The organism is Streptomyces sp. NPDC059695 (assembly GCF_042733785.1).
Lineage (GTDB): Bacteria > Actinomycetota > Actinomycetes > Streptomycetales > Streptomycetaceae > Streptomyces.
In genome coordinates this window covers 141,254-157,525 of record NZ_JBHWFF010000010.1, presented here as the reverse complement: position 1 = coordinate 157,525, position 16,272 = coordinate 141,254, and the positions used below count along the sequence as shown (strand labels likewise).

Annotated in this window: 12 protein-coding genes; 6 read left to right on the top strand and 6 right to left on the bottom strand. The window is 77.1% G+C overall.

Annotated features, from left to right (window positions below; all coding sequences use genetic code 11):
- The first annotated feature begins 49 nt into the window (after positions 1-49).
- The gene (locus tag ACFV2S_RS15145) at positions 50-628 is read left to right on the top strand and encodes an isochorismatase family protein (RefSeq protein WP_385558124.1); all 579 of its coding nucleotides are present in this window, start codon (positions 50-52) and stop codon (positions 626-628) included.
- Positions 629-644: 16 nt separating this feature from the next.
- Here the strand turns inward: ACFV2S_RS15145 and ACFV2S_RS15140 are convergent, their stop codons facing one another.
- The 3 genes from ACFV2S_RS15140 to ACFV2S_RS15130 all read right to left on the bottom strand — a co-directional run bounded on the left by ACFV2S_RS15140 (position 645) and on the right by ACFV2S_RS15130 (position 3,955).
- Positions 645-1,235, bottom strand: coding sequence for a carboxymuconolactone decarboxylase family protein (locus ACFV2S_RS15140; protein ID WP_385558121.1), 591 nt, complete (start codon positions 1,233-1,235; stop codon positions 645-647).
- Between the two features lie 82 nt (positions 1,236-1,317).
- Positions 1,318-2,961 (bottom strand): FAD-dependent monooxygenase, encoded by a 1,644-nt coding sequence (locus ACFV2S_RS15135; protein WP_385558118.1) that lies wholly within the window; start codon positions 2,959-2,961, stop codon positions 1,318-1,320.
- A 166-nt stretch (positions 2,962-3,127) separates the two neighbouring features.
- Entirely contained in the window at positions 3,128-3,955 is an 828-nt protein-coding gene (locus ACFV2S_RS15130) for an AraC family transcriptional regulator (protein ID WP_385558115.1), read from the bottom strand.
- Between ACFV2S_RS15130 and ACFV2S_RS15125 the strand changes: the two genes are divergently transcribed.
- Positions 3,954-4,439: a DUF2000 family protein gene (locus ACFV2S_RS15125; RefSeq protein ID WP_385558113.1), complete on the top strand. Its 486-nt coding sequence runs from the start codon at positions 3,954-3,956 to the stop codon at positions 4,437-4,439. The two genes, ACFV2S_RS15130 and ACFV2S_RS15125, sit on opposite strands and share 2 nt — an antisense overlap.
- A gap of 51 nt (positions 4,440-4,490) precedes the next feature.
- Here ACFV2S_RS15125 and ACFV2S_RS15120 read toward each other — a convergent pair whose 3' ends face one another.
- Positions 4,491-5,933 carry a PLP-dependent aminotransferase family protein gene (locus tag ACFV2S_RS15120; protein ID WP_385558110.1) on the bottom strand — a complete coding sequence of 481 codons (1,443 nt, stop codon included), beginning with the start codon at positions 5,931-5,933 and terminating at the stop codon, positions 4,491-4,493.
- Positions 5,934-6,097: 164 nt separating this feature from the next.
- Here ACFV2S_RS15120 and ACFV2S_RS15115 point away from each other — a divergent pair, with 164 nt between their 5' ends.
- The 3 genes from ACFV2S_RS15115 (at position 6,098) to ACFV2S_RS15105 (ending at position 11,478) form a co-directional block, all read left to right on the top strand.
- Positions 6,098-7,348, top strand: coding sequence for a Tm-1-like ATP-binding domain-containing protein (locus ACFV2S_RS15115; RefSeq protein ID WP_385558108.1), 1,251 nt, complete (start codon positions 6,098-6,100; stop codon positions 7,346-7,348).
- Positions 7,349-7,501: 153 nt separating this feature from the next.
- The gene (locus tag ACFV2S_RS15110) at positions 7,502-8,344 is read left to right on the top strand and encodes a phosphoenolpyruvate hydrolase family protein (protein ID WP_385558105.1); all 843 of its coding nucleotides are present in this window, start codon (positions 7,502-7,504) and stop codon (positions 8,342-8,344) included.
- 62 nt (positions 8,345-8,406) lie between these two features.
- Positions 8,407-11,478: an AAA family ATPase gene (locus tag ACFV2S_RS15105; RefSeq protein WP_385558102.1), complete on the top strand. Its 3,072-nt coding sequence runs from the start codon at positions 8,407-8,409 to the stop codon at positions 11,476-11,478.
- On the opposite strand, the gene ACFV2S_RS15100 is transcribed toward ACFV2S_RS15105, so the two are convergent.
- Together ACFV2S_RS15100 and ACFV2S_RS15095 are read right to left on the bottom strand one after the other, a co-directional pair.
- Complete coding sequence (locus ACFV2S_RS15100; RefSeq protein WP_385558099.1) at positions 11,460-13,073, bottom strand: protein kinase; 1,614 nt, start codon at positions 13,071-13,073, stop codon at positions 11,460-11,462. The two genes, ACFV2S_RS15105 and ACFV2S_RS15100, sit on opposite strands and share 19 nt — an antisense overlap.
- A complete protein-coding gene (locus ACFV2S_RS15095) occupies positions 13,070-14,680 on the bottom strand; it encodes a hypothetical protein (protein WP_385558097.1) in 1,611 nt (536 codons plus the stop codon). The genes ACFV2S_RS15100 and ACFV2S_RS15095 overlap by 4 nt, the downstream gene beginning before the upstream one ends.
- Positions 14,681-15,068: 388 nt before the next feature.
- Here ACFV2S_RS15095 and ACFV2S_RS15090 point away from each other — a divergent pair.
- Positions 15,069-16,272: PAS domain-containing protein (locus tag ACFV2S_RS15090; RefSeq protein WP_385558094.1), on the top strand; the 1,204-nt coding region annotated here is incomplete at its 3' end.

Genomic DNA, 16,272 nt, shown 5'->3' with positions numbered 1-16,272 from the left:
CGGCCGAAACCCCGTGGCGCGCGCGGCCGGTGGGCGTGATGATGACCGGATGACCGAGCGCGCAGTGCCCGTGGATGCCCTGATCGTCGTCGACGTACAGTCGGCCTTCGTCACCGGTGAGGGAGCCGTGCCCGCCGCCGGCCGGCTCGTCGACCGCACGAGCGACCTGATCCAACGGGCCCGGCGCGACGGGGCGTTGATCGCGCACCTGCAGAACGACGGACCGCCCGGAGCCGAGGACGAGCCGCACACGCCGGGCTGGGAGCTGCACCACGCCGTGGAGCCCGGCCCCGCCGAGGTCGTGATCCGCAAGCCCCACGACGACGGCTTCGAGGACACCGCGCTGGGCGAGGTGCTCACCGGGGCCGGCGTGCGGGCCGTCGCCGTCTGCGGCGTCATGTCGGAGATGTGCGTGCAGGCGACGGCGCGTACGGCCCTGGCGCTCGGCTACCGGGTCGTCGTCCCGCGCGACGCCCACGCCACCCAGGACATCCCGGCGGTGCCGGGCATCGGAGAGGCCGTACCGGCCGCGACGGTCTCCCGCGTCGCCGCGTACGCCCTCGGGAGCGACGCGGAGACCACGGTCACTGCGGCGGACGTGACGTTCACGGCGCCGACCGCGGGGTAGGCCCGCACGCCCCTCCTCACTCCTCGTGCTCCGGCTGGATGCCCGCGAGGAGGTTGAACGCGCCGGTGAGCAGGTTGAGGGTGACCACGCCGACCACCTCGGCGATCACCCGGTCGCTCCAGCCGTGCGCCCGCACCTCCGCCACGTCCTCGTCCGAGAGCGAGCCCGGTTCGGCGAGGACCCGCAGCGGGGGGGCGGGGGGGGGGGGGGGGCCGGGGGGGGGGGGGGGGGGGGGCGCCCCCCCCGGGGGGGGGCGGGGGGGGCCCCCCCCCCCCGGGTCGGTCGAGGTGCCCTGTCGGGCGAGCTCGATGTCGGTCGCGGTCAGTCCCGCCGCCCGGCCGGCCTCGCGGTGCGCCTCGCGGCAGGTGCCGCAGCCGATCCACTCCTGGACGGCGAGCGACAGCTTCTCGCTCAGGGCCCGCGGGATCCGCACCCGCTTCATGGCGCGCGAGAGGCCGAGATAGCCGTCGAGCAGGGCCGGCGAGTGGGCCATCGTGGACACCATCTCGCCGACGGAGCCGTGCCGTTCGACGAGGTCGGTGAGCAGCTCGCCGGCGCGGCCGGGTGCCTGCTCGGGAGTGAGCGCGGGCAGCCTTCTGGTGATCATGGGACCCCTCCTCTGTATACCCTTGGGGGGTATAACGCGCCCGGGGTGCGAGAGGTTCCCGGGACGGTGGGGGCAGTGTCGCTCACCGCGCACGGCGCGGGGGGATCCGCCGGGGACCGCGGGCGGTTCCCTGGCCGGCGGGGCCGAGCGCCGCCAGGTAGGCGCGGAGCAGGGCGGGGCGGGCGAGCGGCGCGACGAGACCCACGTACCCGTCGGGCCGCACCAGACACAGGTGGCCGGGGTGGCCGAGCCGGGCGGCCTCGACGCCGTCCCGGGGCGTCACGGACAGGATCCGCACCGGTGCCGGGAACCGGGCGCACTCCTGCCGCAGGGCGTCGACCACCGCGGGCTCGGCCCGCGCCGCGTGCAGGACCAGCGTCCACCGCCCGTACGACAGCAGGGTGTGCATCCGCCGGGCGACGGGGCCGCCGACGGCGACCCTGACGTCGGGCATGCGGTCGCCCGCCCGGGGCCCGCTGCGGCGGTGCGGGGCGGCGAGGTGCCAGGACAGCGCCCCGCCCCGGTGGTCGCGGCGCAGGTCGAGGCGGCGCCGGAGGCCGCGGCGGGGGAGCGCGGCGGTGAACGCCCGATGCCCCAGCGGGGGCAGCGGCAGCTCCATGAAGTCGAACCGCATCGCGCGGACGTACCGGACCGCCATCCGCCGCTGCTCGTCGCTGTACGTGTCCAGGAGCCCCTCGTGCGCCTGCCCCCGGTGCACGGCGGCGAGCTTCCAGGCCAGGTTGTGGGCGCCGAGGATGCCGACGTTCACGCCGTGGCCGCCGACCGGGGCCCAGGTGTGCGCCGCGTCCCCGGCGAGCAGTCCGCGGCCGTGCCGGAGCCGGGCGGCGACCCCGTCGCCGAAGCGGTCCCGGTCCCGTCCGGGCGCCTTCGTCGCGACGAGGCGGAGCCCCGGCGCGTGGAGGACGTCCGCGGCCAGGTCGCGCAGTCCGGCCCCGGTGTGCGCGGTGGCCCGGGACGGGCCGGGGCCGTCGCGGAAGCAGAAGAAGCGGAAGCCGCCGCCGGGCAGCGGGAGGACGAGCAGCGAACGGTGCGGGCTCAGGAAGAGGTGCCCGCGGCCGGGCCGTTCGCCGAGCGGCCCGGTGGGGCGGACGTCGCCCTGGGCGACCCGGAGGCCGGTGCGGCGATGGACCTCGAAGGGGATGCCGAGCCGGTCCCTGACCACGCTGGAGGCCCCCTCGCAGCCGACGATCCACGGAGCGGCGGCGGACTCGACCCGGCCGTCCGCGTGGCGCAGGGTGAACGCGGCCCGGTCCGCGTGGACCTCGACGCCGGTCACCTCGGCGTTCCACTCGACGCGGGTGCCGAGCCGGGCCAGCTCCTCGCGGAGGAGGCGTTCGACGTCGTGCCGCGCGACGGCCAGGGGGCGGGCGTGGGCGGACAGCGCCCAGCCGGTGGTGAGTTCACCGAGGAACCGGTCGCGCGCGTGGATCGTGACCGTGTCCGGCTCCACGCCGTGGCGCCGGAGGAGCTCGCCGACCCCCAGGGCGTCGAGCGCCTCGCGGGCCCGCGCCCAGAGCACCAGGACGCGGGCCCCGTGCCCGGCACCCTGCGCCTTGTCGACGATCCGTACCCGCAGCCCGAGACGGCGCAGGCCGATCGCGAGCGTCAGGCCGGCCGGCCCCGCCCCGACCACGCACACGTCCACGTCGCCGCCCACGCCCTCGGGTCCGGCCACCCGGTCACCCGCTCCCCGTTCGCTCGTCACGCCGATCAGGGTGCGGGCGGAAGATCGGCTTCGACAGGGCGTGCGGCCGGGCGCGGGAATCACGTGGACCGGATCAGATGACTACCAGTGCGTCATCTGAGCCGTTTGAGCGCCCATGGGCAGAATTCGGTCGTATGCGAGGAAAGCCGCTCCATGTCAGGCCGGATCATGCCGGCGGTCGCGGCTCGCCGCGCGCGGATGCGAAGCGCCCGGGGGTGGTGCCCACGATCCGCTTGAACGAACGGTTCAGATGCGACTGGTCGTAGAAGCCGGTCGCGGCCGCCACGTCGCCCGGCGGCCGCCCGTCGAGCAGCAGCCTCCGGGCCCGGTCGATCCGCCGGGCCGTCAGGTACTGGTGCGGTGCGATGCCGAAGGCGCCGCTGAACGCCCGTACGAGATGCGCCGGGTGGGCGTGGAGCAGCAGGGCGGCCTCGTCCAGGGTCACGCCCTCGACGAGGCGCGCGTCCAGCAGCTCCCGCAGGGAACGCGCCACACCGGGGGCGGCCCCGCGCACGGGCGGGACGAGCCGGGGCCGCAGATGGCCGCGCAGCCGGTCCCCGATGAGGGCGAGGCGGCTCTGCGCCTCCAGTTCGTCCCCGGGCTCCGCGAGCGCGGAGTGCAGCTGTCCGACGCGCCGCCGCAGCAGCGGGTCGACCAGGTCGGGCGCGTCCACCGCCGGGCCGATGAGGCTCTCGTCCAGCTGCGTCAGATCCAGGTAGAGGACCCGCTTCCGGAAGCCGCCGGAGGTCGCGGGCGAGCCGTTGTGCGGGACCTGCGGCGGGAGCAGGGACACCGTGTCGCCGGGCGTTCCGCGCTCGTGCCGGTCGAGGTCGTACCGGACCGCGCCGTCGTCGACGATGAGCAGCGTCCACACGTCGTGCACGTGCATCGGATACGCGTGCTCGGTGAACCGCGCGTGGAAGACCTCCACGACACCCGGCACACGCGGGCGCCACGCCGAGACCTCCTGCCGGGTCTCCGTACGGGCCACCATGCAAGAAATGTACAAGACCGTACGACCGGGCCGGCGGCAGTCTCGTGGCATGACGACGAACGACCACGCCCCCGTACGATTCGACACCAGGATCGCCGTGCTGCTGCGCGAGGACCTGGAGACCTGGCAGCGGCTGAACGTGACGGCGTTCCTGGTCAGCGGCCTCGGCTCGGAGCTCCCCGAGGTGATCGGCGCACCGTACGCCGACGCCGACGACACCCCGTACCTGCCGATGTTCCGCCAGCCCGTCCTGGTCTTCGAGGGGACGAAGGAGACCCTGACCGCCGCCCACGGCAGGGCCCTCTCCCGCGGACTGCCCCGCGCGGTGTTCACGGGCGACCTCTTCAGCACCGGCAACGACCGCGACAACCGCGCCGCCGTACGCGCCGTCGGCACCGGGCAGCTCGATCTGGTGGGCCTCGCCGTGTACGGGCCGCGAAACGCCGTCGACAAGGTACTGAAGGGAGCCCGGATGCACCCCTGAGCTCCGGCCCGTCCGTACCTCGCCCGGTGCGTGGTCCCGGCGACCCCTGCCTCAGCCCGCCGCGCGGTCCGCGCACTCCAGGAGCGTCGGGAGCGCGGCGGCCAGCGCCTCCGTGCCATGGGCGTACGGCAGCCTGAGCCGGTCCCGGAAACCGTCCACCGGCGAGAACGCCGCCCCCGGCACGACCGAGACCCCGTGCCGCCGCGCCAGCTGGGCGAGGGCCTCCGTGTCGGCGCCCGGGATCCGCACCCACAGCGCCGGGCCTCCCGCCGGCCGCGTCCACTCCCAGTGCGGGGCCGCCCCGCGCACCAGCGCCTCCGCCGCGTCCCGCTGCCGGCGAAGCCCGGCCCTGCGCCGGACACGGGCCTCGGGCAGCCGGTCGAGCAGCCGGACCGCGACGAGCTGGTCCACGACCGAACAGGACAGGTCCACCGAGGTCTTGATCTTCGCGAGCCGGGCCACCACCTGCGGCGAGGACCGCACCCACCCCACCCGCAGTCCGCCCCAGAACAGCTTGGAGAGCGTGCCGACGGTCACCGTCGACGCCATCGGGAGACCGGCCACGAGCGGAACCGGGGCGGTGGCGTCGTCACCCTCCCCGTCGCCCAGGGCGAGTTCGGCGCAGGCCGTGTCCTCGACCGCGAACAGCTCCCGGTCCGCCAGGACCCGCCGCCACTCCCGCCGCGCGGCGCCGTCGAGCGTGCGCCCGGTCGGGTTGTGGACCGTCGGCTGGAGGTACACGAGCCGGGGCCGCGCGTGCGCACACAGCCGCCGCAGCTCCGCGGGACCGGCCCCGGCCCCGTCCGCCCCGTCCCCGCCGACCGGGACGACGCGCGCGCCCCGCGCGCGCAGCGCCTCCAGGGCTCCCCGGTACGTGGGGTTCTCCACCACCACCGTGTCGCCGGGTTCGACGAGCGCCTGTGCCACCAGCCACACCGCCTGCTGCGAGCCCGAGGTCACCAGGATCTGCTCCGCCTCCGTCGCCACCCCCGCCGCCCGGTAGTACGCGGCGATGCCCTCCCGCAACGCGGCGATCCCGTACGGGTGGTAGCCGTCGTCCCCCAGCAGGTCGCCCAGGTCGCCGTGGGTCAGCGCCCCGACGGCCTCGGCGACCGCGCCCAGCCCCGGCAGCGCCCCGCTCGACAGATCGGCGGTGCCGGAGCCGCCCGACCGTGCGTTGAAGCTCACGAGCCGCCCCTCCGCGACGTACCGGTCGAGCGCACCCGACCCGCGCAGCCGGGAACCGCTGCCCCGCACGCTCTCCACCCACCCCTCGCTCTCCAGGAGCCCGTACGCGGCCGTCACGGTGGACCGGCTCACCCCGAGGACGAGCGCCAGTTCGCGCTGCGAGGGCAGCACGCTGCCACCGGCGACGTCCCCCCGCTCGGCCAGCTCCCGCAGCGCGTCCGCGAGCCGGCGCGGCAGCGGCCCCGGCCCCTCCGACGACCAGCCGGTGAGGAGTCGGGACAAACGGGTCGAAGCAATCCTGGCCATGGCACCCATCTTGCTCCACGGCACCGGCTCCACCCTCTCCGCGGCGCAGGCCAATCCGCCCCGACTGGTCGTTGTCCCCGCAGGTCACCCGACGGAGGATCGACACGGCGGGACCGGGGCACGGGACCGGGACACGGGGATCGGACCGGGAGAAGGGTGAGGGCATGGCGACCGTCGTGCTGGTCGGCACACTGGACACCAAGGGGGAGGAGTACGCCTGGCTGCGCGAGCGGCTCAGGGAGTACGGCAGCGACGTCCTCCTCGTCGACACCGGGATCATGCCGCCGTCCGCCCAGGGACCGGTGGCCGACGTCCCCGCCGATGTCGTCGCGCGGGCCGCGGGACACGACCTGGCGCGGCTCCGGGCCGCCGGGGACCGCGGGGCGGCCGTCACGGCCATGGCACAGGGCCTCACCCGGATCGTCGTCGACCTCTACCGCAAGGGAAAGCTGCACGCCGTGCTCGCCGCGGCCGGCAGCGGAGGCTCCGCGATCGCCGCCCAGGCCATGCGGGCCCTGCCCATCGGCGTCCCCAAGGTGCTCGTCAGCACCATGGCGGGCGGTGACGTCTCCCCGTACGTCGACAGCAGCGACCTCACCCTGATGTACAGCGTCGTCGACATCTCCGGGCTCAACGCCGTCTCCCGCCAGGTCCTCGGCAACGCCGCCGCGGCCGCCGCCGGAATGGCCCGCCGCCACGAGCGCAACCACGACGAGCCCGCGGGCCGGGGACGGCCGGTCGTCGCGGCCACCATGTTCGGGGTGACCACTCCGGCCGTCGACACGGCCCGCGCCCGGCTCGCCGAACTCGGCTACGAGGTCCTCGTCTTCCACGCCACGGGCGCCGGTGGCCGGGCCGTCGAGAAGCTCGCCAGGGACGGCATGCTCGACGGCGTCCTCGACCTGACCACGACCGAACTCGCCGACGAGCTCGTCGGCGGCGTGCTCAGCGCCGGACCGTCCCGGCTCACCGCCGCGGGGGCGGTCGGCATCCCGCAGGTCGTCGCGCCCGGCGCGCTCGACATGGTCAACTTCGGCCCCGCCGCGACCGTCCCCGAGCGCTTCGCCGGCCGCCGGCTCCTCGTCCACAACGAGACGGTCACCCTGATGCGCACCACCGCGGGAGAGATGGCCGCGCTCGGCACCGGAATGGGCCGCAAGCTCCGCGCGGCCCGGGGCCCCGCCGAGGTCTTCTGGCCCCTGCGCGGCGTCTCGGCCGTGTCCGTGCCGGACGGGCCCTTCGCCGACCCCGAGGCGGACCGCGCCGGGCTCGACGCGCTGCGCGCCGCCGTCCGGGGCGGCGAGGTCCGCGTCCACGAGCTCGACTCCCACGTCAACGACCCCTCCTTCGCGGTCGCCATGGCCGACCGCCTCCACCGGCTGATCACCGAGAACGCCCGTGCCGCCGACCGCTGAGCCACCGAGAACGCCCGCGCCGCCCCGGTCCGACCCCTGAGACACCGACCGCCGAGCCACCGAGAACGCCCGCGCCGCGAGGCCCGGCCGCCGAGACACCGACCCACCGAGAACGCCCGCGCCACCGCCCCCCCGGACACCGAGGAGACCACCGTGAACACCCGGACCACCATCAGCCGCCAGGACGTGCTCGGCCGGCTGCGCGCCCAGGTCGCCGCGGGCCGCCCGATCGTCGGCGCGGGCGCGGGAACCGGCCTTTCCGCCAAGTGCGCCGAGGGCGGCGGCGTCGACCTGCTGATCATCTACAACTCCGGCCGCTACCGGATGGCCGGGCGCGGCTCGCTCGCCGGACTCCTGCCGTACGGCGACGCCAACGCGATCGTCCAGGACATGGCCCGCGAGGTGCTGCCCGTCGTCCGCGACACCCCCGTCCTGGCCGGCGTCTGCGGCACCGACCCGTTCCGCCGGATGGACCTCTTCCTCGACGAGCTCAAGGCCATGGGCTTCGCCGGAGTGCAGAACTTCCCCACCGTCGGCCTGTACGACGGCACCTTCCGGGTCAACCTGGAGGAGACCGGCATGGGCTACGGCCTCGAGGTCGACATGGTCCGCGCCGCCCACGAGCGCGACCTGCTCACCGCCCCGTACGTCTTCGACCCCGGGCAGGCCGCCGACATGGCCGCGGCCGGCGCCGACGTCCTCGTGCCGCACGTCGGGCTCACCACCAAGGGCGCCATCGGCGCCGGTACGGCCATGACGCTCGACCAGGCGGCCGCCGCCGTGCAGGAGATGCACGACGCGGCCAAGCGGGTGAACCCGGACGTCCTCGTCCTCTGCCACGGCGGACCCATCGCCGAGCCCGAGGACGCCCGCTACGTCCTGGAGCACACCAGCGGCGTCGTCGGCTTCTTCGGAGCGTCCTCGATCGAACGCCTGCCCACGGAGCGGGCCATCACGGAGCAGACCCGCGCCTTCAAGGACCTCGCCACCGGCTGACCGCTGTCGGTGGCGTGCCGTACAACTGAGAACGGGGCACCGGCAGGACAGGGGGACCGTACGTGGACACTTTCGCGGACCGGGGGCGCGTCGACCGCGCGCCCCTCGCCGGACGCGACCGGGAGCTCGACCGGCTCGACGCCCTGCTGCGCGCCCGGACCGGCGGCACGGGCCCGGCGGCCGTGGACGTCACGGGCGAGCCCGGCATCGGCAAGACCCGTCTGCTGACCGAGTTCGCGCTCCGGGCCGGGCGGAGCGGTCCGACGGTCGCGCACGGCCGCGCGGGAACGGTCCCCGAGCCCGCCCCGCCCTTCCAGCCCTTCCTGGACGCCTTGGCCGACCTGGACCACCACGACCGCGCCGCCGCCCCCGACCTGGCCGAACTCGCGGAGCTCGTCGAGACCTCCGGAGAGGTGCGGCGGATCGCGGCCGCCCTGACACGGGTCGCCGCACCCGGGCTCGTGCTCCTGCTCGACGACCTCCACGCCGCGGACCCCGCCTCCGTCGCGCTCGTCGACCACCTCCTCCGGCATCCGCCGAGGGCGCCCGTCCTGCTGGTCCTCGCCCGGCGCGAGCGCCAGACCCCGCCCGCCCTGGCCTCCGCCCTCGCGCGCGCCGAGGACACGGGGTCCCTCGCGCGGCTGGCGCTCGCCCCCCTGACGCCCGAGGACTGCGCCGCGGGCCTCGGCGCCGGGCTGCCACCCGCGCTGGCGCGGGAGATCCACGCCGCGAGCCGCGGCTATCCGCTCTACTACCGCGCGCTCGCGCACACCCGCACGCGCGGGGCCGAGGCGCCCCACCCCGGATCCGTGGCCGCCCTCCTGGCCGAACTCGCCCCGCTCGCACCGGCGCAGAGGTCGGCCGTTGAGGCGCTGGCGGTCCTCGGCGACAGCGCGACCACCGCACTGCTCACGACGCTCACCCGGCCCGGCCGGAGCCCCGCGCGAGGGGACACGCCGGACCCGGACGACCGGCCGGCACCGGGGGAGGCGGCCGCGCGCCCCGCGCCCGAGGGCCCGCACCCGGACCCCGAGGCGGCGCCCGACGAGCCCCCGCACCCGGCGTCCGGCGACCGGTGCGCGACTGCCGTGTCCGGCGCGCCGTGCGCGGTGGCCGGCCCACGGGCGTGCCTCGCGGCGCCCCCGCAGGCCGTTCCGGAGGACATGGGGACCACCCTGCGGGAGCTCGTGCGCCGGGACCTCGTCCGGTGCGGGCCGGACGGGCGCGGCCTCGTGCTGCGGCATCCCGCCCTGCCCGAGCTGGTCCTCAGCGCGCTCGACCCCTGGCGGCGCCGGGAGCTCCACCTGCGGGCGGCCGGGGCGCTCGCCGCGGCCGGGGCGTCCGTGACCGAGCGCGCCCCACACCTCGTCCGGGCCACGGCCGTCTGGGACCCGGTCACCGCGGCCGAGCTGACCGAGGCCGCCGAGCGGATCGGCGCCGCCGACCCCGCCCGCGCCGCCGAATGGCTCGGTGCCGTGCTCGACCTGCTGCCGGCCGCCGCCGAGCACCGCGCCGCCCGGCGCGAGCTGACGCTCCGGCGGGCCCGTGCCCTGGGCGCCGCGGGGCGCGTCGCGGAGAGCCGCGACCTCCTCCACCACCTCATCGACGGCGGCCACGGCGAGTCGGACGGACCCGGGGACGCGGAACCGCGGACCTCCGCCGTGCTGCTCTGCGCGTTCACCGAGCGCCACCTCGGCCGCTACCCCGAGGCCGACGCCCTGCTCCGCCGCGAGCTGGAGCGGAGCCCCGGCCCCCGGCCGGACCTGAGGACCCGGCTCGTCGTCGAGTGGGGCTGCCGCGCCCTGTTCGCCGCCCGCTACCCCCAGGTCCGGGCCACCGTCGCCGAGAGCCTGGACGCGGCCCGCCGTCGCCACGACGACACCGGCACGGCCGAGGTGCTCACCCTGGCCGCCCTCGGCGAGGCGTACGAGGGCGGGACCGAGGCCGCCCGCGTCCACGTCACCGAAGCCGCCGCCCTCACGGACGCCCTCACCGACGGCCGACTGGCCGAACACGCCGAGTCGTTGGTGCGCCTCGGCTGGAGCGAGGCCTTCCTGGAGCGGTACGGCGCGGCCGAGCGGCACACCGCCCGGGGCATCGCCCTGGCCCGCCGCGCGGGACGTCCCTTCGCCCTCTCGCAGCTCCTGCTCTGCTCGGCGTACGTCCACCTCCTGACCGGCAGGGTCGCCACCGCGCTCGACCGGGCCGAGGAGTCCCTCGCGGTGGCCCGCACCCTGGGCGGCGCCGAACTCATCGGCTTCAGCGGGGCGATGCGGGCCACCGTGCTCCTGCACGCCCGTCCCCTCGGCGACCCCGAAGCGCCCGCCGCCGCGTCGGAGGCCGCGGCGACCGTCGGGACCGCCGAGGGCTGGTGGGCCACCCAGGCCCGCTGCATGCTCGCCCACACCGTCCCGCCCGACCGGGACCCGCACCTGGTCCGGGAGGTGCTCGTGCGGGCCGGGGGCGACCGGGACCTCTCCCGGCTCCAGCCCTCCCTGCGCCCCGGCTACCTCGAAGTCCTCTCCGGCGCGGCCCTCGCCGCGGGGGACCTCCCGGAGGCCGCGCGCACCGCCCGCCTCGCCCGGGCCGAGGCGGACGCGCTCGGGCTGCCCCTGCAGCACGGTGCGGCCCACCGCGCCCGGGGCCGGGTCCTCGCCCAACGGGGTGAACCGTCCGCGGCCGCAGAGGAGTTCACGGCGGCGGCACGGCGCGGCGCCGGCTCGGGGGCGGTCCTGCGCGAGGCGCACAGCCTCCTGCTCGCCGCCCCGCAGCTCCAGGCCTCGGGCGACGGCCCGCAGGCCGCCGCCGCGTGGCGCAGGGGCCGTCGGCTGGCCGCCGAAGCGGGCGCCCGCATGCTGGTGGACCTGGCCGACCGGACCCGGCCCGCACCGCCCCGCGGCGACGGCGCGGGCGGACTCCTGGACGTCCTCACCCCGCGCGAGCGGGAGATATCGGCCCTGGTGGCCGAGGGCCTCACCAACCAGGCGATGGCCGACCGGCTCGGTCTGAGCCCCCGCACCGTCGAGAGCCATGTCGCCCGGGTCTACCGCAAGACGGGGGTGGAGACCCGGGCGGGCCTGGCCTCGCTGGTCGTCCGGGGCGGGGCGGCGGGCGGTCAGTCCTCGCGGGGATAGGTGGCGGTCACCCGGCCCTTGGCGTCGGCCTTCAGATAGGCCACCCCGTACGTGTCGGACAGGTAGACGGTCAGCCCCGCCTCGTTCCCGACGAGCGTCGACCCCGGGGTGAGGACGAGGTAGCGGCTCGTCGGCTCGTCGACGCCCAGCTCCTTGTCGGCGCGCTTCATGAGCGCCGGCAGCGCGTCCCACGCGAAGGAGTCCAGGTCGGCCGGGACGGCGCCGGGGAAGGCGGTGCCGCCCGGACCCTCCCGGACGGCCACGTCACCGCCCCGGTACACGTACCGGTCGTACCGCTTCGTACTGCCCTTGACCAGCGATTCGGCCACCGCGTAGTCCCGGTACACGACGAAACCCGTCACCTTCGCCCCGCCCGAGGCCGCCTTCACGGCCGCCACGGCGGTCCGGACCCCCGGGGCCGTGAACAGGTCGGGCGGCTGCGACGCCGTCCCCTTCGCGGGCGCCGAGGACGCCGGCCGCCGAGCGGAGGGACCCTGCTGCGAGGGCGGAGCGCCGCTCGGCCCGCTCCCCGGGTCGGCAGGCCGCCATTCCCAGGCCATCGCGGCCACGGGGATCCCGAAGGCGAGCACGACCACCGCGGCCGACCCCAGGAACCGGCCGACGCGCCCCCGCCGCCGCCCTCCGGCGACGGGCACCGGACCGCCCGCCACCGGCGCGGTGGCGACCGGACCGCCGGGGGCGGCCCCCTCCTCGCCGACCGGCGCTTCGGAGGACGGGGGCTCCTCGGAGGGTGGGGTCCTCGCCGCAGGGGTCTCCCGCACCGCGTCCGCGAGGGCGCGGTCGAGCGCGTCCGCGTCGGGACGGGCCGCCGGATCCCGTACGAGCAGCCGGGTGAGGACGCCGGCCAGCGCACCGGCCCGGCGCGGCGGGGGCACGTCGTCGGAGAGGACGGCGGCGAGGGTGGCCAGGGTGTTCGCCCGGCGCAGCGGATGGTGGCCCTCCACCGCCACGTACAGCAGCATGGCCAGGGACCAGAAGTCGGCGGCGGGGCCGCCGGAGCCGCCCCGGATCCGTTCGGGAGCCATGTAGTCGGGCGAGCCGATGATGGAACCCGAGGCCGTCAGGACGGTCGACTCGCGGATCGCCGCGATGCCGAAGTCGGTGAGCACCGGCCGGCCGTCCGGCCGCAGCAGGACGTTGGCGGGCTTCACGTCCCGGTGCTCGATGTCCCGCTCGTGCGCGGCGCGCAGCGCGGACAGCAGCTCCCGGCCGAGCACGGCGGCCTCGGCCGGGGTCAGCGTGCCCCGTTCCAGCCGGTCCTGGAGGGAGCCGCCGGTGACCAGCTCCATCACCAGCCACGGGTACGTTCCCTCACCCGCGTCCACGATGTGATGGATCGTCACCACGTTGGGGTGGTCGATCCTGGCCAGGGCGCGCGCCTCGCGCAGCACGCGCGCCCGCAGGGTCCGGGCGCCCTCGACGTCGTACTCGGCCATCGCGGGGTCCGGCGGACGCACCTCCTTGACGGCCACGTCACGGTGGAGCGCCAGGTCGCGGGCGCGCCACACCGTTCCCATCCCGCCGCCGCCCAGCCGCTCCACGAGTGCGAAACGGCCGTCGATCACCCTGCTCACCCGCACCCCCGCACCCGCGTCACACCCTGCTCCTCGGGGCGCCGCCCGGTCCCGGCCCCGCCCACCTCGCCGTACGCGTCCACCTGATAGCGCCCGGGCGGCCCGTACGGCTCGGGGAGGCCCCGCAAGGAGGCCCGTGCATCGGCCGGTTCTCCGCCGCCGCAGCCCGGCAGCCCGCGCGCGGCCTCCCTCAGGGCCTCCTCCTCGACCACGTCGGCGGCGTCCGCGCCCCACACCTCGCGCACGCGCCGGGCCCGGGCGTGCAGGGAGTGCGCGGCGGCGGCGTGGTCGCCGGCCGACCGCCACAGGTCGGCCGCCCGTTCGTAGGCGCGGGCCGCCTTCTCCGGAGCCCCGGCGGCGCAGAGGGCGTACGCGGTGAGGTGGCTCAGGGCCGCGCCGTGGCGCCGGTCCTCCCACCGCCGGACCTCCGCCGCGGCGTGGGCGAAGTCCCCCGCGGCCCGGCAGGGTTCGCCGAGGCACAGCGCGCAGTAGGCGAGCCAGGACCTGGCCCGTACCCGTGCCGTCTCGTCGTCGTCGCCGTCCTCGGCGAGCCCGGACAGGGCCTCCTCCAGCACGGCGGAGGCCTCACGCCAACGACCCCGCTCCGCCCGTGCGATGCCGAGCGCGAGGCGCGCGAGGGTGCTCAGCCTGCTGTCCCCCGTGACCGCGTCGGCCTCCCGTACGGCCTCCGCCAGCAGCGCGGTCTCCGCGCCCTCGTCGGGCTCGCCGCCGGAGAGGGCGAGGGTGCGCGCGAGCGCGAGGCAGTGCCGTGCCCGGTCGGCACCGCGCGGCGGCGTGGCGGCCCGGAGGACCGCGGCCGCCTCCTGAGGGGCGCCGGTGGCGCGGAGCGCCCCGGCGAGGAGCAGTTCGCTCTCGGCGGCCTGCCACGGCCGGCCGCCGGCGCGGTGGTCCGCCACCGCGGCCCGCAGCTCGGCGAGGGCGGCGGCCGGGTCGTCGGGCACGGTCACGCGGCCGAGCAGCGCCCGGGCCTCGGCGAGCGCGCCGAGGACGGCGGGGTCGCTCCGGTGCGGCGAGGCGAAGGCGATCAGCCGGGCGAGGTCCCGGCGCAGGTCGGCGGCCTCCGCGGCCGGGTCCGGGCCGGTGTCGAGCAGGTCCGCGCGGGCCCGGCAGCGCAGCAGGAGCACCGTGGCGGTCTCGGCGGCGGTGGCCTGCCCGCTGGTGTGCAGGGCCGTCGCCCGCTCGCCGAGGTCCGCGAGCCCGGCGCAGACCGTCGCTCCCGGCTCCGGCTCGCTGAGCAGGGCCCGCGCCCGCGAGACGAGCGCCTTGCCGCGCCGGCCGGCCCGTTCGTGCAGGCCCGCGGCGCGGGCGAAGAGCGGCCCCGCGGCGGGCCGGGCCCGGCCCCGGCAGTCGAGCGCGGTCGCGTCCAGGGCGTCCGCGTGGTCGCCGGGTGCGAGGGTGTGGCCCGCGCGCCGCAGGGCGGTCGAGGCCCGTTCCCAGGCGCCGCCGGCCGAGGGGTGTCCGTCGGCGGTGAGCCGCCGGGCCCGGTGGAGCAGCTCGTGCGGGTCGCCCGGTCCCTCGGCGGCGCGGCCCCCGGAGCCGTACCGGGGCACGCCGGGGAGGAGGTCGTCGGGCGAGCGGCTGCTCATGCGGGGCTGCTCCGGGGAGAGGCGGGGAAGGACGGGGCGGGAGGCCCGTGCGCAGAGGTCGGACCGACTCTCGCACCCCGGTCCCGCCCCGCACATCCGTAGAACTACGGAACCGTCGCGGGCGCCCCCGTCGGTACGGGCGGGGCCCGGGTCGGTGTCGACGGGCCGGACGGTGCAGCGCCGGTCGGTACGGATGAGGCCCGGGTGCGTACGGATGGGGCTCGGGTGCGTACGGATGGGCCGCACCGCGCGGCCCCGGTCGGTACGGGTGGGCCCCGGGTCCGTACCGATCGGCCGCACTGCGCAGCGCCCGCCGTCAGCTCCTCGGCTAGGGTGAATCGGTAGGGATTGCGCCCCCTGGGGCCAGGCCGATGCGTAGGTCGAGGCGTTGGAGACTGATCAGTCGTCGAGCAGGGTTCCGCAGCCGCCCCGGGCGGCCGTCGGTGATGCGGGCGTGCTCCGCGAGCTGCTGCCGATCGCCCTCTGGCGGGAGGACGCCGAGGGGCGCATCGTCGAGTGGTCGCTCGCCGCGCAGGACCTCCTCGGCCACCGGCCCGAACACGTCATCGGCAGGCTCGCCACCCCGCTGCTCGTCCCCGACGCGAACCGCGAGCTCGCCGGCCGGCTCACCGACCGCGTCCAGGCGGGCGAGACCATGGTCGGCACCCTGCCCGTCCGCCACCGCGACGGGCACACGATCGCCATGGAGATGTGGATCGTCCCGGCCGCCGACCCGCAGGGGCGCCCGGGGGCGATGCTCATCGCCGTGGAGACCTCCGAGGTCCTGCGGATGCGGGAGAACCTGGCGGCCATGGAGAGCCTCTTCACCCAGTCGCCCATCGGGCTCGCGCTGCTCGGCCCCGATCTGCGCTTCCTGCGCGTCAACGACGCCCTGGCCCGGATGAACGGGGTGTCGGCCGCGCGGCACGTGGGCCACCTGCTCACCGAGGTCGTGCCCGGAGTCAACGCCGACTCGCTCGAAGCGCTCATGCGCCAGGTCCTGCACAGCGGTACGGCCGTGGTGGACGCCCGGAGGGTCGGCCGCACCCCCGCCGACCCCGACCGCGACCACATCTGGTCCTGCTCGTACGCCCCGCTCGTCGACCGCGCCGGCACGCGGCCGCTCGGGCTCATCGCCTCCCTGGTCGACATCACGGAGAGCCAGGAGGCGCACATCGAGGTCGAGCGAGCCCGCCACCGGTTCGCGCTGCTCGCCGAGGCCGGGGCCCGGATCGGCACGACCCTGGACCTCCGGCAGACGGCCGAGGAGGCCGTCCGCTTCCTCGTGCCCCAGCTCGCCGACTCGGCCGACGTGCAGATGCTGGAGTCCGTGCTCGAACCCGACGACCCGGCCGCCTCCACCCGCGGTGTGCTGCGGCGCCTCGCGGCCCGCTTCCCCGACCCGACCGCCCCCACGGCCCTCCTCGTCCCGGGGCAGACCTTCCAGATCCCCCTCGACTCCGTCTACGAGCAGGTCGTGGGGGGGGGGGGGGGGGGGGGGCCGCGCGCCGCCCCCCCCCCCGCCGCCCCGAACCACACGCCCCCCCCCGGCGCCCGCCCCCCCGGAGGCCCCCCCGCCCCCGCGGCCCCCG